This is a genomic window from Serratia sp. MF1(2023), assembly GCF_030954545.1.
Classification (GTDB): domain Bacteria; phylum Pseudomonadota; class Gammaproteobacteria; order Enterobacterales; family Enterobacteriaceae; genus Serratia; species Serratia sarumanii.
Genome location: NZ_JAVHUX010000018.1, coordinates 166,885 through 187,539 on the forward strand (window position 1 = coordinate 166,885; position 20,655 = coordinate 187,539).

Genomic DNA, 20,655 nt, shown 5'->3' on the forward strand with positions numbered 1-20,655 from the left:
GCGGAGTTACCAGTTGCGCACGCGCAAGGTAGCCTCGCTGAGATCGTTAAAGCTGCTGATGGTCGGCACCAGCTGGCTGATCAAACGGTTCCAGCGCGCGATCGGCGCCGCAGTGACGTACACAACGTCGTAAGGTTGCAGCTGAAATTCAGCGCCCATCGCCAGCGCGCTGGCGTCGGAGAGATCGAACTGATACAGCGTCGCCAGCCGCTGCGGCGTTTTACCGCCGCTCGGCCGGATCACGAACACCCCGGTCGCATCCGCCACCGTCTGGCTGATCCCTTCGGAAGATCCGAGGGCTTCGGTCAGGGTCATGCCGCTGCGATCCATCTTCAGCGTCGCTTGCTTGCCCACCTCGCCCATCACGAACACTTTCAATTCGTCATTGCGCGGGATGTAGAGGATGTCGCCCGGCTGCAGCAGCGCGTTCTGACTGATGTCGCCACGCTGCATCAGCGCCTGCAGCGAAATAGCCCGCTCTTTGCCCTGATGGGTCAGCACCACGTTGCGCCAGTCGGCGTTGTCCGTCAGGCCGCCGGCGGCGTTGATCGCGTCCAGAATGGTCAACGGCACGTTGGTGATCGCCTGTTGGCCGGAGGTTTTCACTTCGCCGGTCACGTAGGCCTTCTGCGAACGAAAAGCGGCGATGCTGACGTCCACCTGCGGGCTTTCCACGTACTGCGCCAGACGGCCGGCGATCAGGCTGCGCACTTCGGTGACGGTCTTGCCCACCACCGCCACTCGCCCGATATAGGGATAAAAGATCGTGCCATCTGCATGCACCCAGTTGCCGGTATCGCTGGCGCTGCGGTACTGCCCGGCCGGCGTGGTCAACTCCGGGTGATCCCAGACGGTGACGTTCAACACGTCGCCGACGCCGATGCGGTATTGATAGTTCTGCAACCGCTGATCCAGCGCCGGATTCGGCCGGGCGACCGGTTCTACGCGCCGCATTTTCTGCAGCAGCATCGGCGACATGCGGTAAACCTGCACCTGGTCATTCAAATCGAAGTCGTCGTCCTGCTGCACGACGATGGCTTTTCCGCTGGTCGGTAAATGTGAGCCGGGGACCACCGTACACCCGCTCAACAACGCGGAGGTGAAGGCCAACGGCATCAAAAGAGGCAAATGAAAATTCATGGAAGTACCGTGATAAGCGGGCTGCTGCCGCAGCCCGTGAGGGGATTAACGGCCGACGGTCGGATTATCGCTGAACACCGTCGCCTGACGCGGTTCGCGCAACATGGCGAAATAACCGCAGAAACAAAACAGAAACGCCACCAGCATCAGGCTTTCCTGCAGCTGCAACACTTCGCTGCAAATGCCGACGCAGGCCAGCGTCACCGCCAGCATGGTGCTCATCGCCAGCGCCTGGCGCGCATTGAGCCCACGACGCATCAGAATGTGGTGCAAATGATCGCGGCCCGCTTTGAAGGGGCTTTGGCGGCGCAACAGGCGGCGCACCATCACGGTCACCATGTCCATCAGCGGAATGGCGATCAGCCACAGCGCGGTGACCGGGCGCATTACCGCCTGCGGCCCCTGAGTCGCCAGCAACACCAGCCACAGCACGCTGAAGCCGATCACCATGCTGCCGGCGTCCCCCATAAAGATCTTGTTGCGCGCGCCGAACAGGCTCAGGTTGAACAGCAGATAAGCCGCCAGCGCAGCGATCAGGCCCAGGCACCACAGCGCCAGATCTTCCCGGCCGCCCAATCCGAACACGATGGCCAATGCAACGAAGGTAACGCAGGACAAGGCGCCCAGTTGCCCGTCGATGCCATCCACCATGTTGTAGGCGTTGATCGCTCCCCATACCGCCAGCGGCGTAAGCAGCAACGCGCCATAGCCGAGCATCACTTCCTGATGCCCCCAGACATAGCCCAATGAGGAAAGCTGCATCCCTGCCGCCAGCATCATCGCCAGCGCGATCCCTCCCTGCACCATGACGCGCGGCGCCACGGGCAGATCAAAGCGGTCATCCAGCACGCCCAATACCACCAGCGCCGTAATGCACAGCAGATAGACGGTGCTGTCGGGCAGCCAGGCGGGTTGCCACAGCGTCATCAGCATCAGCGTCAGGTATATGGCGATGCCGCCGACCAGCGGAATATGTCCCAGATGTTGCTTGCGCGCATTGGGCTTATCCACCAATCCCACCGTCAAGGCGGCCCGGCGGGCAATAAGCACCCAGGCGACCGCCAGCACAAATATCACGCTCAGTTGATATAACATCGTTCCTCCAGCGAATAAGCACGCTACCGCCCTTGAGTTACAGCTCCCAATGCGCTATTAACAAAAACAAAATTGATCCGGCCAGGATATAAGTCAGCATGAGTTAATCCTGAAAAATACAGATTTATCCGCTTGTCGGCGGAAATAAGTAAATAACGTCAGCGTGCGGTTAAGTTATCTATCAGAAAACTCATGTTTAATGGTTCTTTCGATTGCCGAATCAAGTTCAACCGGCGCCACGAAATTATTTTGCACATTACTTTTAAATTGCGTTCTGGCGCAGAATTTCTGCACTCTGACGCGGCTGATTGGGAATTTTTTACGACTTATTTTACTCACGACATCCAATGCGGTCGCCCCGCATATGCCCACCACATAAGGAATGCGAATCGTCTTATTTTCTCTGCCCAGCGAGGAGGAAATAACGTCGACCAATTGATTCATCGTAAAGTCCGGCTTATCGACGTAGTTGCTGACCTGATAACTTGACTGCTGGTCCAACGCATGTTCCAGCCGCGCGGCAATATTTTCAACGTAAGCCATCGACTTCATATTATTGCCGCTGCCAATCATCACGAATCGGCCGCTGGCGATCTGGCGAAACAGGTTATACACATTGCCCCGGTTGCCCTCACCGAATACCACCGTCGGGCGGATGATGGTCAATTTGTTTGCGCTATCCGCCTTGCGCCACGCTTCATAAACGTATTCCGCTTCGAGCTTGGACTTGCCGTAATGGTTGAAGGGATCGAAACGTCCCCCTTCATCGGTTTCCTGCTCGACGAACCCGTAAACGGCCACCGAGGAAGTGAAAATGATTTGGCGGATATTCAAGGCGGAGGCGGTCATGCAGACATGGCGTGCGCCTTCGACATTGACCTGATAATAGAGCGAAATAGGATCGACGTTGTCCTGATGCTCCGCCGCCAGATTAATGATGGCGTCACAGCCCGCCAGCGGTTCTTGCAGGGTCTGGGGCTGTGTCACGTCGCCATACTGATAGAGCGCCGGAAAATGCGCGCTGGGTTGCTTGTCAACGATGACCAACGTCAGATCATCGCGCGCACTGAGACGTTTTGCCAGGCGTGTTCCGATAAAACCGGAACCCCCGATAATAGCTACTTTACGCTTATCCATAATTTGTCACTCAGCAGGTTCTCATTATTCCTGTCACCTCGATGGAAACAGGACGCTAATATGCGTTAGGTAATGAGTTCCAGACTGGACAAATCGAACCTGGCTTTCAAATAACAAATAATGAAATAAAAGATTTCATCAAATGTAAAATTATCGCTAAAGATAAAACCTCATTCAGCGCTAATTTTTAACATCGTAAGCAACTTGATATTGCAAGGTTTTGTTCGGCAATATGAGATTAATCCGACCTTTACCCGGCGTAGAAGAAGTCTCATATTTTACCGGCAACTTAAGCTGCCCTTGCTTGGGGTCGACACATTCGATGGTCGCCTGCTCCATGCTCTCGCCCTGGTACAGGCAGAGCAGGGTTTGCGGGCTGTTGGTATGGGGATTATTCAGCGTCAGCGTCAACACCACGCGCGTGTTGTTCTGAATATCATTGATCACCGGTGGACGAGTTTGGTTGCCGAGCACATATGAAAAATGTGAAATAACCAGCAACGAAGCGAATACCGTCAGGTATTTCACTACGCGGCTGGCGGGCATGCTGAAAAAGCGCCGCACCGTCGTCGACTTTTTTTCACGCGTGGGTTCGTGGGCTGACTCGACCGTTGCAACAGGCGCAGCAACCAGCGTCGATTTACGCGGCTTATCTATTTTTTCATCGTTTGTTTCAGACGACTCACTTTCATTTTCAGAAAGTTCCGCTTGAATATCAACGCTAATATTTTCATCGCCATTTAATATATCATCATCAGCGTAGCCCTCATCCTCGGATATAAAGTGAAAAGCCGCTTGATTTTCCACCTTGTAACCCAAACGGGGAATGGTTCTGATAAGCGTATGTTCCGTGTCGCTAATTTTTTGGCGAATAGATTTAATTGTTTGATTTATCGTTGAATCTGAGCAGTAAGTTCCTTTCCAGATATTTTCTATAATTTCCGTTCGGGTAACCAGCTCTGGCGATCTGGCGACAAGCAGCGAAAGAATTTGATACTCCTTCCAACGCAGACGAAATTTCTCCCCGGCAGGAGTCAGAACATCGAGATTCCTAATCTTTATTCTTTTATCAAGATTCACTTTTAATTTCCTTAGCGTGCCTGTCCTGCACACTTTGTATAGAAATATCAAAAAATGTTCAAGAAATTAAATGTAAACTCAACAGGTTGCATTCATCGGATATTGGCCTTTATAAAAATTTTCTGATTTCATTTTTTACATTAGGCCTTATTAAGGATGTTCCGTTTACCCAAATGACTCTTTTTCCCTGCTGGCAACATGGATTTCTTTCATGGCTACCGTAAAATTCAAATGGTCACCTCATTGATTTAAAAAGAAAAAACTAGCGGTGTTGTTAGATTGTTAATCGAATAAAATTGTGAAATTTCATTCTTATCCGTGAATTCATTGTGTTTTTCCACCTAATCTGATTGTCAGATAGACTACAAAAAGCCGGAAAAAACAGAATGAGAGTTATCTGATTTAACCCCGTTACACATTCCACTCAGTGCGTGCAGCATCTATGACAAAACCCTATTACTGATTTTATAACAATCGCACTAATTATGCCTTACCGTCCCGGAAATTTCATTTAATCTGCGGAAAGATATTAACGTCTTAATGTAAGAATACTCTCAATAAAACGGAAAAAACGTACAAATAATATAATCCGTTTTGGCGAAAATATTCCCACATTGAGAGATAGTGCTATAAAAAAAGAAAAAAACGGCAAGCGGAGATGAGAATTTTACCTAAAGACAGAAAATTTCACTGAGGAGGCGAGGAGAGATGACTCGGGATGAGCGAAATATCCCTCCCCTGCCGGGAGGGATTGAGAAAGACGTTTGATACTCAGGCTTTTTTCTTGCGGCCATACACCGCCCAGGTGATCACCACGCACAAGATATAGAACACCAGGAATACTTTCATTGCCCCCGCCGGCGAACCGGTCAACGCCAGCGAGGTGCCGAATGCCTGGGGAATGAAGAAGCCGCCGGCGGCGCCGATCGCCGAGATAAAGCCCAATGCGGCGGCGGAGTCCGTCACCGCTTCACGCTGCGCGCTCTCGTCGCTGCCGCCGGCCGCTTTCACGCGATCGACAGTGATTTTACGGAAAATGACGGCGATCATTTGGAAAGTCGACCCGCTGCCCAGCCCCGCAGTGAGGAACAGCACCATAAAGATGCCGTAGAAGGCGATGAACGAACCGCCCTCACCCGCCGTCGGCAAGGTCAGGAACAGCAGCGCGGCGAATACGGCCATCACCACAAAGTTGATCAGCGTCACTCGCACGCCGCCGAAACGGTCAGACAGCGCGCCGCCGACCGGCCGCGCCAGCGCACCGAGGAACGGCCCGAAGAATGCGTAATGCAGGATCACGATGTCCGGGAATTGCGTCTTCGACAGCATGGCGAAACCGGCGGAGAAACCGATGAAAGAACCGAAGGTCGCAAGATACAGCAAACTCAGCATCCACAAATGCCCACGCTTGAGCACCGGCAGTTGCTGGCGCAACGAGGCTTTGGCCGCCGCCAGATCGTTCATGCCGAACCAAGCCGCCAGGGTGGCAACCAGCAGGAAAGGCACCCAGACCCAGGCGGCGTTTTCCAGCCACAGCTGCCCCCCCTCCGCCTGATTTTGCGCCGTGCCGCCAAACAGGCCGAACAGGCTGAAAGAAATCGCCAGCGGCGCGACCAGCTGCATGACGCTGACGCCCAGATTTCCCAACCCGCCGTTGAGCCCTAACGCGCCGCCCTGACGCGCTTTCGGGAAGAAGAAGCTGATGTTGGCCATGCTGGAGGCAAAGTTGGCGCCGGCGAAGCCGCACAGCAGGGAAATGATGACGAACACGCTGTACGGCGTGCTGCTGTCTTGCACCGCGAACCCCAGCCACAAGCACGGCACCAGCAGGAAGCAGGTGCTGATGGCGGTCCAGCGACGGCCGCCAAACAGCGGGATCACGAATGAATACGGCACGCGTAAAATAGCGCCCGACACCGACGGCAGCGCCGTCAGGAGGAACAGCTGGTCGGTGGTGAAGTTGAAGCCCACCTTGTTCAGGTTGACCGCGACGGCGCTGAACAGCATCCAGACGCAGAAGGCCAGCAGCAGGCAGGGAATGGAAATCCACAGGTTGCGGGTGGCGATGCGATGGCCACGCTGCTGCCAAAAGGCGCTGTCTTCAGGACGCCAGTCCTGAATCAGCGCACCGGTTTTCTTTGATGAAGGCGTTGCAAGTTGCGACATAAAAACCTCAGACACGGGGGATCATTCTGCACACCCTAGGGGGCGGCCCCGGCGGCAAAGTTGATGTATATCAACCCGAATGCAAGTAGTTGGCGGCGCAAATAGCGCCTTCATCCCCTTAGGGGTACGCCCCGAATAAAAATTAAATCACTTTAAATCAACGCATTATAAAACATCACGCCGCTACTCTCACCGCTGCGCCGTCCCGCCGGAAACTAATGGGTACTTCATTCGAGGTATGGGGTTATGCTCAGGGATAATCAAAAATACGGCTGAATCGTTACTTGTTTACCCCGTCGCCGCCTCTCCCCCTGAGTTTCAGCGGCGCCAAATGCCAGGAACCCGCGCTTATGAAACGCCTGTTGGCCCCGCTTTCGATCGTGAATCAGGTCGCCCTGCTGATGTTGCTGTCGGGCATTCTGGGCGTGGCCGGCATGGGGATTTCCGCCTGGATGTCGCAAAGCATTCAGGGCAATGCGCACGCCATCAACAAGGCCGGCTCGCTGCGTATGCAAAGCTACCGTCTGCTGGCGCAGGTGCCGCTGGATGAACGGCATGAAGCGTTGATTCGCGAACTGGAGCGCGACGAAAACAGCCCCGACCTGCAGCGCTCGGTGGAGCAGGAAGGGTTGACGCAACCTTTCGACGCCTTGCGCGACTACTGGCAACAGACCCTGCAACCGCGCCTGCGCAGCGCGCAGCGCCCGGCCGACGCCGCGCCGCAGGTGGCGCACTTCGTGCAGCTGCTGGATAAGCTGGTGTCGGATATCGACAGGCAAACCGAGCGCCGCCTGCTGATGGTGACGCTGGTGCAGGCCGGCTTTATCGCGCTGACCCTGCTGCTGCTGATCGGCACCACCTGCTACCTGCGCCGCCGGTTGCTGCATCCGTGGCGACAGCTGGTGGAGATGGCGTTGGCGGTGGGCCGCGGCGACTTTAGCCGCCGCTTCGCGCAGCGCGGGCACCAGGATGAAATGGCGTCGCTCGGCGGCGCGTTGAACACCATGTCTGACGAACTGTCGGCCACCTACAGCGGGCTGGAGCAGCGCGTGGCCGAGAAGACCGCGGACCTGCAGCAAAAGAATCAGGTGCTGAGCTTCCTTTATCGCGCCAGCCGCCTGCTGCACGCCAGCGAGCCGCTGTGCAGCCGCCTGACGCCGCTGCTCAACCAGCTGCAAACCCTGACGCCGCTGCGCGCCATTCAGGTGCGACTGTATGAAAACGACAGCCGGGAACCGCTGCTGCAGCTGAGCGGCAACCAGCCGCTGCGGCCGGAGCATTGCCATAACCCGGTGTGCAGCGCCTGCCTGAACGACAGCGACCGCCAGCATCCCGACAATCCGTCGCTCAGCTGGAGCCTGAGCGACAAGCTCGGCGACTACGGCGTGATCGTGGCACAGCATGCGCCGCAACAGCCGCTGAACGATGAGCACCGCCAGCTGATCAACACCCTGGTGGAGCAGCTGACCAGCGTGCTGGCCATCGAGCGTCAGGTCGACCATCAGCAGCAACTGATGCTGATGGAAGAACGGGCGGCGATCGCCCGCGAGCTGCACGATTCCATCGCCCAATCGCTTTCCTGCCTGAAAATGCAAATCGCCTGCCTGCAGATGCAGGGCGAAACGCTCTCGTCGGCCAGCCAGGCGCTGGTGCAGCAGATGCGCGAAGAGCTGAACGGCGCCTATCGCCAGCTGCGCGAGCTGCTGACCACCTTCCGCCTGCAATTGACCGAACCGGGCCTGCTGGCGGCGCTGCAATCGACGGTGGCGGAGTTCAATCCCAAACTGGGCCTGACCATCAGCCTCGATTACCAACTGGGGCCACGCACGGTGCCGGCTTACCAGGCCATTCACCTGCTGCAGATCGCCCGCGAGGCGCTCAGCAACATCCTTAAGCATGCCGCCGCCAGCGAGGTGAGCATTCAGGTCATCAACAAGCGGGGCGAAGTGACCCTGAGCGTATGCGACAACGGACGCGGCCTGCCGGCCGAGACGTCTCGCCCCGACCATTACGGCTTGATCATCATGCGCGATCGCGCCAAGAGCCTGCATGGCCGCTGCGATATTTTACCGCGCAGCGGCGGCGGCACCGAGGTGCGGGTCAGCTTCACGCCGGATAACCACGCCATCGACTAACGGAGACACCATGACGACAGAAACCGCCGCCACAATCTTACTGATAGACGACCACCCGATGCTGCGCAACGGCGTAAAACAGCTGATTGGCATGGACGCCCGCCTGCAGGTCATCGCCGAAGCCAGCAACGGTGAACAAGGGGTCACGCTGGCGGAGCAGCACGATCCGGATCTGATCCTGCTCGACCTGAACATGCCCGGCATCAACGGACTTGAAACGCTGGATCGCCTGCGCCAGACCGACCTCTCGGGGCGCGTCGTGGTGTTCAGCGTGTCCAACCATGAAGACGACGTCGTCAGCGCGCTCAAACGCGGCGCCGACGGCTATCTGTTGAAAGACATGGAGCCGGAGGATCTGCTGAAGGCGCTGCATCAGGCGGCGGCCGGGCAGATGGTGCTGAGCGAAACGCTGACGCCGATCCTCGCCGCCAGCCTGCGGGAAAACCGCCCCAGCGCCGATCGCGATATTCAGCAATTGACGCCGCGCGAGCGGGATATCCTGAAGCTGATCGCCCAGGGGCTGCCGAACAAGCTGATCGCCCGCCGCCTGACCATCACCGAGAGCACCGTCAAGGTGCACGTCAAACACCTGCTGAAAAAGATGAAGCTAAAATCCCGCGTCGAGGCCGCGGTGTGGGTGCTGCAGGGTAAAAACGGTTAATCGCCGCCGTACAGCGGCCCGGTTTGCGCCGGGATCGGCGGCGGCGTCAGGGTTTTGATCGGCAGCAGGCTCGCATCATCACCGGCGGTCGCCGTCAGCGGCGGCGCCACTTTCAGCTCTATCCAGTTGGAGGTCACGCGCTGCTGCTTTTCGTCCTCCAGCGTGACCGACAGCCGGTAGCTGTTGGCGGCGCCCGGCGCGTCGTCCCACGGCGGCACGATCGCCGTCCAGCCCTGCGGATCGTTGGCGTTGTGCGGCGGCGTCAGGCTCAGCGCCTGCGTATCCCCTTGCCAACTGACGTGAGCGATGCCGTTCAACGCCTTGATTTCCAGCACCAGCGGCACGGTTTCCCCGGCCTGCAGACTCCACGGCGGCGTGGCCAGGAACACCTGCAGCGTTTTGCGCTGGCGGAACTCCAGCACCGGCACGTTCTTGCGTTCGATGGGATCGTAGCGGCTGCCGCGCAGCGACTTGGCCTGCGCCACATACTCCGGCGAAATCTGCTTCGCCAGCGGCACCCCGAGCCGATAGCTCAGCGCCAGTTCGACCTGATCCTGGCTCTGCCCGCCCGCGCCAATCTTATGCAGCGCCTTCATCGTCACCAGCGGCACCGGCGTGTAATTGAGCCCCAGCTGCATCGCGCGCGGATCGTTTTGTTTTTTGCCGCTGCCAAACAGATCGACATTATCGCCCAGATACTGCTCATAGCTGAGCGAACCGCCGATCTGGCGATAAAACGGCAGATAGCCTTGCGTCGTGATGTCGTAACCGCGCGCCGGACGGCTGAAAAACACGCCATCGCCGGGCTGTTGCGCCAGCGCCGACAGCGGGTAGTAATAGTTGGTGGAGAAACGCAGGTAGTCTCCCCAGGCTTCCGCGCCGACGCTGCCGCGATTGCGCTGCCGGGCGAAATCGCTGTCGAGCGCCGTGTTGTAACCCAGCAGCCAGTCGCCGACGATCCAGCGCTGCCCCAGCGCAAAATTGCCGAGCGCCCCGGCGCTTTGCTGCAGCCAGCCGATCTGGCTGTAGGTCAGCAATCCGTCGACGTCGTACAGCGGGCTGAATAACTGCCCGTTGCTGCCGGTAAAGTCACCCTCCCCGGTCATCTTCAGCGATAGCCGGGCGGTGCCCAGCGGCGACAACAGTTCCTGCGCCTGTTGCTGCAACGTGTCGGCCGCCTGGCCGAGCAGGTAATCCTAGGCGCGGCTGCGCATCTGCTGACGGGAAACGTTATTCAGATCTTTTTCGCCAAACTGCTTGGCCATCTCGGCCCACTGCTTCTCGCGCGCGGCATCGTCGGGCGCACCGCCCAGCTCCGGCAAACTCTCGGCCGGATCCGCGGCTTGCCGTTCGGAAGAAATAACGGCGTCCGGCGCCGGCGGGGATTCGGCGCACACGGGCGCCGCGCCGGCCAGCCACACCAGCGGCCCGGCCAGCCAGGCCGCCCGGCGGCGGCGCCAGAGTCGTTTTTTGATTTTGATGAGTCCAGCCTGAATTTCGTCTTTCATGACACCGTTGGCCTCCCTCCCTCCTGGAGCATGCCAACCCACTGCTTTGCTGCCGCCTTTCCCGCGGCAGATCTGAAAAACCTTACGTCCCGGCCTGTCGGGGCGCCTCTCCCTTAAAGCCTAACGGCTTGACGAGCAGAAACAATAGGATAAACCCCAATCACCTCTCAGTGACGCCGTCACTTACGCCATTGGCCGCTCCATTCCGGCCGCCAGGTGAATTCACACCCTTTTAGCGCCGATTTTGCCGATAAAAAGCGCAGCAACCCACTGCTGCGCGCCACCGCGCATGGCATTGTATCACTCTGCAATACCTAAAGTGGCGATGCGCACGACTGCGCATTTCTCACAATCCACCGCATTTCACTCCGATGAAATACGCATTTTGCCGTTATTTTAAACATCTGTTTCACGACTGACGGAGCCTTGATGTTTCTTTTCTCACTGTGGCACGCGCTGTTTTTTACCGCGCTGCTGTCGGCAGGAATGGTCGCCTTCGCGCTCATCACCCGGCTGGAGCGAACGGCGGCCGTGCGCGCCAGCCCGCCGAGATTGCGCCGCCGCAGCCTGCTGCTGACGGCCTTGGGTGTGGCGTTGGCGACGCTGCCTTTCGACCCGCCGGCAGCACACCGACTGTGGTTACCGCCGGCCGCGGCGCTGCTGATCGCCCTGGCCTGGCTGGACTGGCGCCACCGCTGGCTGCCGGACCGGCTGACCCAGCCGCTGCTGTGGGGCGGGCTGCTGTGCAATCTCGACGCTCGCTGGGCGCCGCTGGACGATGCAGTTATAGGCGCCGCCGCCGGCTACGGGGCGTTGTGGTTGCTCAACGCGCTTTATCGGCAGCTGCGGCGGCGTAACGGCATCGGCCAGGGCGACTTCAAACTGCTGGCGGCGCTGGGCGCCTGGCTCGGTTGGACGATGCTGCCGCTGCTGGTCTGCCTGGCGGCAGTGTTCGGATTAGGCATGGCCTTGGCGCACGGCCTGCACAACCGTCGCGCCTGGCGAACGCCGCAACCTTTCGGCATCGCCTTGGCGGCCGCCGGCTGGCTGTTGCTCTTGATGAACGCCGGCCAGAACGCACCGGCGTTGTTCGGTGAGTTCTTCAGCGTCTCGATCAGCCGATTGAGCAATCCGGCCACTTCTGCCGTGCTGGCCGTTGCCGGATTGGCCAGTGGCTGGAAACCATAAAAACTGTTCCGGCGTCACAACCCCACCGGCGGCGAGCAAGGTTGCCGCGCGCTCCACTGAAGCGTTTCCGTTATTGTCCATAATATCTCCTGAGGTGATGTGTCCGCCTCATTGCGGACGACCGAGATGAAAGACGTAAACAACGCCGCCTTTCAGCGCCAATTTATCAGCGCCATGTGAGCACGTTATGAAATTTCATTTTATTTCATCCTGACAAAACCTCTCACGATTCCAGGTTGCAGCAACAAGCGATTTCACGCACGGGCGGCCTTTGGTGCGACAGAAAGCTCGGCCAGGTGCGCGGCGTTAGCGCTACTTGTTGACCCGATCCAGATACAGCATGCTGTTGGCGATATCCAACCGGGCACCTTTGACGTTGTCGCGCAATGCCACCAGCGTTTGCCCCTGCAGCGCCACTACATAGGGCGAGCTGGCCTGCAGTTCCCGTTGCAGCGCGGCATAACGTGCGCGGCGCGCGGCGCTGTTGTCCTCTGCGGCCGCGGCACGCGTTTCCGCGCTGATGGCGGGAATGCCCCACTGGGTGCGCCAGGCCAGGGTTTTCGGCCCACCGGGCACGTTGTAGGCAAAGGCGCTGGCGTTGGTGTTCGGATCCAGGTAGTCGGCGCCCCAGTAGGTGAAGATCGCCTGAAAATCGCGGCCGCGCATTTTGCCCCACAGGTCGCTCTCCACCACCGGATGGATATCCAGCCGCAGCCCGGCCTGCGCGAAGCTGGCCTGCAGCGCCTGTGCGATGTCAGTGTACGGCGGCTGATTGATGACGATAAGATCGAGGCGCGTACCTTCGGCAATACCGGCATCGCGCAGGATCTGCTTGGCTTTGCCCACGTCGAGCGTAAACGGCCGATCGTCGAGCGCCCCGTCCAATCCCTGCGGTAAGAAGGCCTGATGCACGCGATATTGCCCTTTCAGCAGCTGCTCGGCGATGCTTTGATAATCCACCAGCCAGCGCGCCGCCCGCCACAGCGCCGGATTGCCCAGCGCCGGGTTGTCTTTGCTGCCGGTGTTGAAGCCGAGGTAATAGACCCGGGGCGCATCGGCCTGCTCGATGCGCACGCCAGACGCGTTGCGCAGCGAGTCGAACTGATCGGCGCCCAGATCGTAGGCCACGTCGGCATCCCCTTTCAGCAACAGCAAACGGCGGGTGCCGGCGTCGCTGACGTTCTTGAACAACACCGTTTTCAGCCGGGCCGGCGACGGCGCATAGTCGTTGCGGCCAAACAGCAGCGCTTCGTGCGGCACATAGTTGTTCACCCGATACGGGCCGCCGCCGGCGGAATGGCCGCGCAGCCAGGCATTGCCGTAATCCCCCTGCTGCGCGTGCTCGTTCAGCAGCTTTTCATCCACGATCGAGGCCACATTCGCCGTCAGCAGCCGCAACGCCAGCTCGCTGCCGATGTTGGCGGGCCAACTGAGTTGTACCTGGTTATCCCCCACCTTCTTCAGCTGCTGCTCAACGTTATCCGGCGTCCAGCCAAACTCACCGAGAATAAACGACGGCGCCTTGTTCAGCTTCACCGCACGAACCAGCGAGAAAATCACGTCTTCGGGCCGCAGGGGATTGCCGGAAGCGAAGCGCTGCTGCGGTTTCAGGGTAAAGATCAGGCTGTGGCCATCGGCGCCCGCTTGCCAACTGGCGGCGGCGTCCGGCGCCAGCGTTTGCGGCGCACCGCGATCCGGCGCCACCAGGCGCTGATAGAGATTGACCAGATTGGCCGAGCTGACGGTTTCAAAACTCTCCGCCGGATCGAGGCTGATAATGCCCTCCAGCGAACTGACCACCACCAAGGTGTCCTGCGGGGTGGCGGCCTGCGCACCGAACGCGGCCGCCAGCGCGCCATACAATAAGGTTGGGATTAACCGTTTCATCGATACACTCTCCACTATCACGCAATTGCGCTGTTTTTCGAGTGTAGGGGGTAAGAATTAACGGAAGAACGACGATAAATTGCTTTATTTATTACCAGGATGGATATGCCCGCCGCGTTGGCGGACATAGGGTCAAACGATGATGCGGCCGTGCGCCATCGCCACCGAACGATCGCACATGTGGTCAATCACGTCCGCATCGTGGCTGACCAGCACCATCGTCAGATCGCCCGCCTGTTTCAGCTCGTTTAGCAGGTTGAGGATCTCCGCCTGCACCGACATGTCCAACGCCGAGGTCGGCTCATCCAGCAACAGCAGCTTCGGCCGCAGCAACAATGCGCGCACGATCGCCACACGCTGACGCTGGCCGCCCGACAGCTGATGCGGGTAGCGCTCCAGCAGGCGCGGATCCAACCCCACCTGGCGAAAGCCCGCGCTGATTTTACGTTCGATGTCGCTTTCCTGCAGCAGTTTGAGCGGCTCCGACAGCGTACGCAAAAGCCGGTGCTTGGGGTGTAGCGAAGCATAGGGATCCTGAAACACCATCTGCACCTCGCGCCGCAGTTCGCCGGTAAACGCCTGGCCCGGCTGCAGGCGCCGCCCCAGCAACTCAAAGCCGCCCTGCCAGCTGCCATTCAGCCCGGCCAGCACCCACAGCAACGAGGACTTGCCGCAGCCGGAAGGCCCCACCAGCCCGAAACACTCGCCCGGCTCGATGCGCAGGTTAACCTCATGCACCACGGTGCGCAGTTCGTAGCCTTGGCGGTGACTGACGCTCAGGTTCTCCAGTGCGATCACGCTCATTTCAACGTCTCCAACAGCGCGCGATCCAGCACCGGCAGCGGTTTGCCGCGCGTCTCGCGGCTCGGCCGGCACGCCCACAGCGTGCGAGTATAAGGATGCGTGGCCTGCGCCAGCTCTGCTGCCGGCAGCTGATCCAACAGCTCGCCTTTGTACATCACCAGCACCCGCTCGCAGTGGTGCGCCACCTGCTGCAAATCGTGGCTGATCAGGATCAGCCCCATATTGCGTTGCGCCACCAGGTTTTCTATCAGCTGCAGCACCTGATCGCGCATCTGGTGATCCAGCGCCGAAGTCGGTTCATCGGCAATCAACAGCTGGGGATCGTTGATCAACGCAATGGCCAGCATCACCCGCTGCCCCATGCCGCCGGAGAGCTGATGCGGATAGCGGCGGCACAGCGCAGCCGGATCGGGCAAGCCCACCGCCGCCAGCATTTCCAGCACTTTTTCACGCCGCTCGGCGCGGCTCAGCTTCGCATGCAGCACCAGCGGCTCCTCCACCTGACGGCCGATCGGCTGATTGGGATTCAGCGCATGCTTTGGATCTTGCATCACCATCGCCACCCGATCACCGCGCAGCCGGCTCCACTGGCGCTCGCTCAGGCGCGTCAAGTCTTCATCGCCCAGCGTCAGGCGCTGCGCCTGCAGCTGCAGCTGCAACGGCGGCGGCAATAGCCCCATCAGCGCACGCGCGGTCAACGATTTGCCGGAGCCGGACTCACCGACCAGCGCCAGCCGCTCCCGTCCCATGCTGAACGAAATATGCTTCACCAGCGCCACCGGCTGTGGCCCCGGCACGCCGATCGCCAACCGTTCGACGGTCAATAAGGTGTTATCAGTGCCCATGACGAGGATCCATTTTGTCGCGCAGGCCATCGCCCAGCAGGTTAAACGCCAGGCTGGCGAACAGGATCGCCCCGCCCGGCGCGGCGGCGACCCACCATTGGTCGAAAATCACTTTACTGCCTTCAGCCACCATCGAGCCCCATTCGGCGGTCGGCGGCGCGACGCCCATGCCGAGGAACCCCAGACCGGCGGCGGACAGGATGATGCCGCCCAGGCTGAGCGCCGCGCGCACCACCGCGCTCGGCAGGCATAAAGGCAAAATATGGCCGACCATCAGCCGCAGCCCGTTGATGCCCTGCATGCGCGCCGCCGCCAGATAATCGCTGCGGCGCAGCGCCAGGGTTTCGGCCCGCGCCTGGCGGGCAAAGGCCGGCCAACTGGTCAATGCCAGCGCCAGCGCGCCGTTCATCAGCCCCGGCCCCATGACCGCCACGAACGCCAGCGCGATCACCAAGCTCGGCAGCGACAGAAAAATGTCGGTCAGGCGCATCAAAATGCGCTCTACCCAGCCGCCGAGGTAACCGGCGCCAATGCCGACCAACAGGCCGATGGGAATGGTCAACACCAGAATCAGCGACACCAGAATCAGCGTCGGCCGCGCGCCGTAAATCACGCGGGAGAGCAAGTCGCGGCCAAAGCCGTCGGTGCCCAGCCAATGTGCGGCGGAAGGCGGCAGTAACCGCAGCTCGATATGCTGCAGATTGGGATCGAAAGGCGCCAGCCACGGGGCCAGCAGCGCGGTGACGATCAGAATCGCCACCAGCGCCGTGCCCAGCGTCAGCGTGGTCAGGCGCCGGCCACGGCGGTAACCGACGGCCGGCTCGCTTTGCGGTTCGTGTTCAGAGAGATATTGGCTCATCGGGTTCGCGGATCCACTAAATAGGTCAAGGCGTCGGCCAGCGCATTCAACAGCACGAAACAGGTGCCGATCAGCAGCGTGGCACCGAGGATCGCCGGCGTATCGGCGGCAAACAGCGCCGAGGTCAGGTAACGCCCGACGCCGGGCCAGGCGAACACCGTTTCGGTCAATACCGCCCCCTCCAGCAGGCTGGCGTAAGAGAGAGACAGTACGGTGATCAGCGTGCCCAGCACGTTGGGAAACACATGGCGCAGCAGAATGCGCAGGCGGCCGGCCCCCTTGGAACGCGCCAGCGTCACGTATTCCTTGTTGCACTCTTCCAGCATCGCCGCCCGCAGCAACCGAGTAATGCCCGCCATCGACAACAGTGCCAACGCCACTACCGGCAACCACAGGTGGCCGATGGCGTTGTAGAACATGTCGCGATCGCCGGACAACCAGCTGTCGATCAACACGAAACCGCTACGCGGCTCCATGCTGTACAGGTAGATGTCGTCCAGCCGCCCCGGCCCCGCCGACCAGTGCAGCGTGGCGTAGAACAGCAGCAGCCCGAGCAGGCTCAGCCAGAAAATCGGCACCGAATAACCAATCAGCGACAGCAGACGCGCCGCGTTATCCAGCCAGCTGCCCGGTTTGAGCACCGCCAGAAACGCCAGCGTAATGCCGCCGAGGGCGCCGAGGATAATGGCGCAGGTGGCCAGCTCCACCGTCGCCGGGAAGGTACGCAGCAGATCGCTCAACACCGGCTGGGCGGTGATGCGCGAAATGCCCAAATCGCCGTGCGCCAGGTGCACCAGATAACGCCAAAACTGCACCGGCAACGGCTGATCCAACCCCAACTCATGCCGCACCTGTGCGTAGGTGGCTTCGCTGGCATGATCGCCCGCCACCTGCAGCGCCGGATCGATCGGCGCCAGGTGCGACAGCATGAAGGTGAACAGCAGAAGGCCAAGCAACGTCAGCGCCAGCGACAGCGCGCCGCCGAGCAGCCGCCCGCCCCAGCGCCAATACCGCCGGGCCGCCCCGGCGGAGGCGGACAGTTCAGCGGCCATTACTTGCTGACCTTGCTGTAGAACACCATGTCAGGGTTGATGCCCTGCACATAGCCCTTGAGGTTGTCGCGCACCGCAATCAGGCTGCGCGCCTGCAGGCCGATGACGAACGGCGAGCTTTGCTGCACCTGTTTTTGCAGTTGCTGGTAGTCGGCTACCCGTTTGGCGGTGTCGTTTTCCGCGGTGGCGGCCAGCGTCAGCTTGCTCAGCGCCGGGATCTGCCAGTTGGCGCGCCAGGCCAGCGTCTTGCTGCCGTCTTCCGGGTTGTAGGCGAAGGCTGCGGCGTTGGTGTTAGGGTCGAAATAATCCGGCCCCCAGGAAGTCAGCGTCGCATCGTAGTTAAGCGCTTTCACCTTGGTAGAGACCTGCGAACTGATGCCCGGCACCAGTTCCACCTTCACGCCGCCCTGGGCAAAGCTGGCCTGCAGCGCTTGAGCGATATCCAGGTACGGCGGCTGGTTGTTGACGTCCAGACGGAAACTGACGTTGCTGAGCCCCGCTTTGGCCAGTATCTCTTTGGCTTTTTGCGGATTGAAGCTGTATGGCTGATCCTTGAGCGCCCCCAGATAACCGTCCGGCAGGAATGCCTGATGGCTCTGGAACTGCCCTTTCAGCAGATCGTCGGCGATGCCTTGGTAATCGAATAGCCAGCGCGCCGCCTCCCAGAACGCCGGATTGCCGAGCGCCGGCGACGCCTTGGCGTTGAACTGCAGGAAATAAAGCGAGGCGTAAGGAATGGCCAAGGGTTTGACGCCCGGCTTGCCCTTCAGGGCCGCCATCTGGTCTGCCCCCAGGTTGCGTGCGATATCGGCATCGCCCTGCTCGATCAGCAAACGGCGCGCGGCCGGATCGGGCACGTTTTTGATCAGGATGGTTTTCAGCGTCGGCGCCCCTTCCGGCGAGCCTGGGTTGGCGTCCAGCACTACCACCTCGTGCGGCACATAGGTGCGGATTTTGTAAGGGCCGCTGCCGGCGGAGTGGCTGTTCAACCATTGGTGCCCCAGATCGTCGCCCTGCTGGTGCGCCAGCGCCTCTTTGGCGTCGACGATCGACGATACCGGCGCCGACAGCAGGCTGAGCACGAAGGCCGGGCTGACGTTTTCACTCCAGCTGATTTTTACCTGGTGGTCATCCACCTTGCTCAGGTGTTGCTCCACGTTCTTCGCGTTCCAGCCCAGCTGCGTCAGGATAAACGACGGCTCCAGATTGAGTTTTACCACCCGTGAAAGCGAGAAGATCACGTCTTCCGGCCGCAGCGGATTGCCGCTGGCGAACCTGGCGTCCGGGCGCAGGCTGAAAGTCAGGCTGCGATTGTCGGCGCCGGCCTGCCAGCTGCTGGCCAGGGTTGGCTTGAGATCGATAGGGTTGTGCGGATCGGACTGGATCAGACGCTGATACAGGCTGTTGAACGACTGCACCGTGGTTAACTCAAATCCCTGGGCCGGGTCAAAGCTGACCACGTCATCGATAGACTGCGCGATCACCAGCGTGTTGGCCGGCGTCGCCGCCTGCGCGTTAACGCTGGCCGCCACGGCTAAAAACAGCAAAGAAGGAACGAGCGCTTTCATCTGAAACTCTCCAAGCGGATGGAATTTATAATAATTTCGCGAGTGTATGCGAGCACGATCGGCAGCTGAAGGTACTTAAATCACTATAGATATTCTTTTTATGTATATAGATGGGATTTTGATTATTAGGGGAGCGATGCGGAATGCGCGGCAGGGGTTGCCTGCCGCTTATCGATTAAATCTGGTAGTCAATCACCGCATCCAGCTGCGACGAGAAAACCTTGTCCTTGATTTCGGTCAGCGACAGCGTCGGGTTGCACAGTTGGATAAAGCGCCAGGCATAGTTGCGCTGCAGCTGGCTGCGCTTGAGGCCCAGCCATACCGTATTGGGTTCAAACAGGTGCTCGGCGTTGAGGCTCACCAACCCGCGATCGCGCTCTTTTTCATACGACATGTCCGCCAGCACGCCCACGCCCAATCCCAGTTCGACGTAGGTTTTAATTACGTCGGAATCCTGCGCGCTGAGCGCGATGTCCGGCGTCAGGCCCGCCGCTTTGAACGCCGCATCCAGCTTCGCGCGCCCGGTAATGCCCTGGCGGTAAGTGATCAGCGGCAAGGTGCTGAGCATCTCCAGCGTCACCTGCGGCTGGCGCGTCAATTCGTGCCCTTCCGGCACCAAAATGGTGTGATGCCAGCGGTAGTACGGGAACGCCGCCAGCGACTCGTCGCTCATCAGCCGCTCGCTGGCGATGCCGATATCGGCTTCGCCGGCGGCCAGCATCGAGACGATCTCTTCGGGGCTGCCCTGATTGAGCACCACCCGCACCCGTGGATAAAGCGCGCGAAACTCTTTGATCACCCCCGGCAGGCTGTAGCGCGCCTGGGTGTGCGTCGTCGCGATATGCAGCTGCCCCGAATCGTTGCTGCTGAAGACGTCCGCCAGGCGACGGATGTTGTTGGCGTCGTTGAGAATGCGTTCCGCCACCACCAGCAGCTCTTTGCCGGGCTCGGTCATGCCCAACAGCCGTTTGCCGCGGCGAATGAATATTTCAATGCCCAGCTCTTCTTCCAGCTCGCGAATATGCCGGCTGACGCCGGACTGCGAAGTAAATAAGGTATTGGCGACCTCGGTCAGGTTGTAGTTGCAGCGCGCCGATTCGCGAATAATTTTTAATTGTTGAAAGTTCATCCCCGTCTCCCTGTTTCTTGCGGTAGCGTCTGCCATATTGATACGGAGTCCTGCGGGGCTGAACAAATAAGAAATAGCCTTTAGTTATGCAATTTAATACTAAGTGAATTATTTATCGTGACTCTCGGGGTGTGAAGACGGAGGAAAATGATGAATGGCTTTAAAAATAACGAGATAAATAACCACACAAAGTGACTGGCTTAAATAATCATGCAGAATAAAGTTATTAAATAGAGGTATTAGATATATGAAAAAGGGCTCCGCATGAACTGACCCCCAGAAGTTGGACGATGTAAATTCAGGCGGCCTTCATGGCCTGGGTTCGATACTCTACCGGACTCAGGCCTTTTAGTTTCTCTCTGAGGCGGCTGTGGTTATAGTAATCAATGTAGTTCTCTATT

Annotated in this window: 16 protein-coding genes and 1 pseudogene; 3 read left to right on the forward strand and 14 right to left on the reverse strand. The window is 59.4% G+C overall.

The annotated features are described in order from the left end of the window. Positions 1-6: 6 nt before the first annotated feature. The 5 genes from REA38_RS10770 to REA38_RS10790 all read right to left on the reverse strand — a co-directional run bounded on the left by REA38_RS10770 (position 7) and on the right by REA38_RS10790 (position 6,618). Positions 7-1,140 (reverse strand): polysaccharide export protein, encoded by a 1,134-nt coding sequence (locus REA38_RS10770; protein ID WP_033647730.1) that lies wholly within the window; start codon positions 1,138-1,140, stop codon positions 7-9. Positions 1,141-1,185: 45 nt separating this feature from the next. Further along, positions 1,186-2,235, reverse strand: coding sequence for a UDP-N-acetylglucosamine--undecaprenyl-phosphate N-acetylglucosaminephosphotransferase (wecA, locus tag REA38_RS10775; RefSeq protein WP_049212714.1), 1,050 nt, complete (start codon positions 2,233-2,235; stop codon positions 1,186-1,188). Between the two features lie 174 nt (positions 2,236-2,409). Continuing rightward, on the reverse strand, positions 2,410-3,372 hold the full coding sequence (locus REA38_RS10780) for an NAD(P)-dependent oxidoreductase (RefSeq protein ID WP_033634936.1): 963 nt from the start codon (positions 3,370-3,372) through the stop codon (positions 2,410-2,412). 180 nt (positions 3,373-3,552) lie between these two features. Beyond that, complete coding sequence (locus REA38_RS10785) at positions 3,553-4,452, reverse strand: helix-turn-helix domain-containing protein (RefSeq protein WP_049194692.1); 900 nt, start codon at positions 4,450-4,452, stop codon at positions 3,553-3,555. Between the two features lie 771 nt (positions 4,453-5,223). Further along, positions 5,224-6,618 carry a NarK family nitrate/nitrite MFS transporter gene (locus REA38_RS10790; RefSeq protein WP_033647734.1) on the reverse strand — a complete coding sequence of 465 codons (1,395 nt, stop codon included), beginning with the start codon at positions 6,616-6,618 and terminating at the stop codon, positions 5,224-5,226. Positions 6,619-6,968: 350 nt separating this feature from the next. Here REA38_RS10790 and narX point away from each other — a divergent pair, with 350 nt between their 5' ends. Both narX and narL read left to right on the forward strand, forming a co-directional pair. Beyond that, positions 6,969-8,753, forward strand: a complete 1,785-nt coding sequence (gene narX, locus REA38_RS10795; protein ID WP_033647735.1) for a nitrate/nitrite two-component system sensor histidine kinase NarX — start codon at positions 6,969-6,971, stop codon at positions 8,751-8,753. A 10-nt stretch (positions 8,754-8,763) separates the two neighbouring features. After that, positions 8,764-9,414 carry a two-component system response regulator NarL gene (narL, locus tag REA38_RS10800; RefSeq protein WP_016927346.1) on the forward strand — a complete coding sequence of 217 codons (651 nt, stop codon included), beginning with the start codon at positions 8,764-8,766 and terminating at the stop codon, positions 9,412-9,414. Here narL and REA38_RS10805 read toward each other — a convergent pair. Continuing rightward, a pseudogene (locus REA38_RS10805) lies at positions 9,411-10,922 on the reverse strand (YchO/YchP family invasin). The gene narL and the pseudogene REA38_RS10805 sit on opposite strands and share 4 nt — an antisense overlap. 429 nt (positions 10,923-11,351) lie before the next feature. Between REA38_RS10805 and REA38_RS10810 the strand changes: the two are divergent. After that, positions 11,352-12,110 (forward strand): A24 family peptidase, encoded by a 759-nt coding sequence (locus tag REA38_RS10810; RefSeq protein WP_308885851.1) that lies wholly within the window; start codon positions 11,352-11,354, stop codon positions 12,108-12,110. A 312-nt stretch (positions 12,111-12,422) separates the two neighbouring features. On the opposite strand, the gene REA38_RS10815 is transcribed toward REA38_RS10810, so the two are convergent. The 8 genes from REA38_RS10815 to REA38_RS10850 all read right to left on the reverse strand — a co-directional run. Then, complete coding sequence (locus REA38_RS10815; RefSeq protein ID WP_308885852.1) at positions 12,423-13,997, reverse strand: ABC transporter substrate-binding protein; 1,575 nt, start codon at positions 13,995-13,997, stop codon at positions 12,423-12,425. 132 nt (positions 13,998-14,129) lie between these two features. Continuing rightward, positions 14,130-14,801: an ABC transporter ATP-binding protein gene (locus REA38_RS10820; protein WP_033634942.1), complete on the reverse strand. Its 672-nt coding sequence runs from the start codon at positions 14,799-14,801 to the stop codon at positions 14,130-14,132. Further along, positions 14,798-15,646, reverse strand: coding sequence for an ABC transporter ATP-binding protein (locus REA38_RS10825; protein ID WP_308885853.1), 849 nt, complete (start codon positions 15,644-15,646; stop codon positions 14,798-14,800). Before REA38_RS10825 ends, REA38_RS10820 begins: the two co-directional genes overlap by 4 nt. Then, a complete protein-coding gene (locus REA38_RS10830) occupies positions 15,636-16,505 on the reverse strand; it encodes an ABC transporter permease (RefSeq protein WP_043147604.1) in 870 nt (289 codons plus the stop codon). The genes REA38_RS10825 and REA38_RS10830 overlap by 11 nt, the downstream gene beginning before the upstream one ends. After that, positions 16,502-17,557 (reverse strand): ABC transporter permease, encoded by a 1,056-nt coding sequence (locus tag REA38_RS10835; protein WP_033647742.1) that lies wholly within the window; start codon positions 17,555-17,557, stop codon positions 16,502-16,504. Before REA38_RS10835 ends, REA38_RS10830 begins: the two co-directional genes overlap by 4 nt. Next, positions 17,557-19,125, reverse strand: a complete 1,569-nt coding sequence (locus REA38_RS10840; protein WP_047571558.1) for an ABC transporter substrate-binding protein — start codon at positions 19,123-19,125, stop codon at positions 17,557-17,559. Before REA38_RS10840 ends, REA38_RS10835 begins: the two co-directional genes overlap by 1 nt. Before the next feature lie 175 nt (positions 19,126-19,300). Then, entirely contained in the window at positions 19,301-20,254 is a 954-nt protein-coding gene (cbl, locus tag REA38_RS10845) for an HTH-type transcriptional regulator Cbl (protein ID WP_033634950.1), read from the reverse strand. A 298-nt stretch (positions 20,255-20,552) separates the two neighbouring features. Next, positions 20,553-20,655, reverse strand: a 103-nt coding sequence (locus REA38_RS10850) for an IS3 family transposase (protein ID WP_308885854.1), incomplete at its 5' end; no start/stop codon positions are given.

Bases quoted from the DNA above. Each gene is read 5' to 3' on its own strand.
- REA38_RS10770 (WP_033647730.1), bottom strand. From the start codon at position 1,140: ATGAATTTTCATTTGCCTCTTTTGATGCCGTTGGCCTTCACCTCCGCG.
- wecA (WP_049212714.1), bottom strand. From the start codon at position 2,235: ATGTTATATCAACTGAGCGTGATATTTGTGCTGGCGGTCGCCTGGGTG.
- REA38_RS10780 (WP_033634936.1), bottom strand. From the start codon at position 3,372: ATGGATAAGCGTAAAGTAGCTATTATCGGGGGTTCCGGTTTTATCGGA.
- REA38_RS10790 (WP_033647734.1), bottom strand. From the start codon at position 6,618: ATGTCGCAACTTGCAACGCCTTCATCAAAGAAAACCGGTGCGCTGATT.
- narX (WP_033647735.1), top strand. From the start codon at position 6,969: ATGAAACGCCTGTTGGCCCCGCTTTCGATCGTGAATCAGGTCGCCCTG.
- narL (WP_016927346.1), top strand. From the start codon at position 8,764: ATGACGACAGAAACCGCCGCCACAATCTTACTGATAGACGACCACCCG.
- REA38_RS10810 (WP_308885851.1), top strand. From the start codon at position 11,352: ATGTTTCTTTTCTCACTGTGGCACGCGCTGTTTTTTACCGCGCTGCTG.
- REA38_RS10815 (WP_308885852.1), bottom strand. From the start codon at position 13,997: ATGAAACGGTTAATCCCAACCTTATTGTATGGCGCGCTGGCGGCCGCG.
- REA38_RS10820 (WP_033634942.1), bottom strand. From the start codon at position 14,801: ATGAGCGTGATCGCACTGGAGAACCTGAGCGTCAGTCACCGCCAAGGC.
- REA38_RS10825 (WP_308885853.1), bottom strand. From the start codon at position 15,646: ATGGGCACTGATAACACCTTATTGACCGTCGAACGGTTGGCGATCGGC.
- REA38_RS10830 (WP_043147604.1), bottom strand. From the start codon at position 16,505: ATGAGCCAATATCTCTCTGAACACGAACCGCAAAGCGAGCCGGCCGTC.
- REA38_RS10835 (WP_033647742.1), bottom strand. From the start codon at position 17,557: ATGGCCGCTGAACTGTCCGCCTCCGCCGGGGCGGCCCGGCGGTATTGG.
- REA38_RS10840 (WP_047571558.1), bottom strand. From the start codon at position 19,125: ATGAAAGCGCTCGTTCCTTCTTTGCTGTTTTTAGCCGTGGCGGCCAGC.
- cbl (WP_033634950.1), bottom strand. From the start codon at position 20,254: ATGAACTTTCAACAATTAAAAATTATTCGCGAATCGGCGCGCTGCAAC.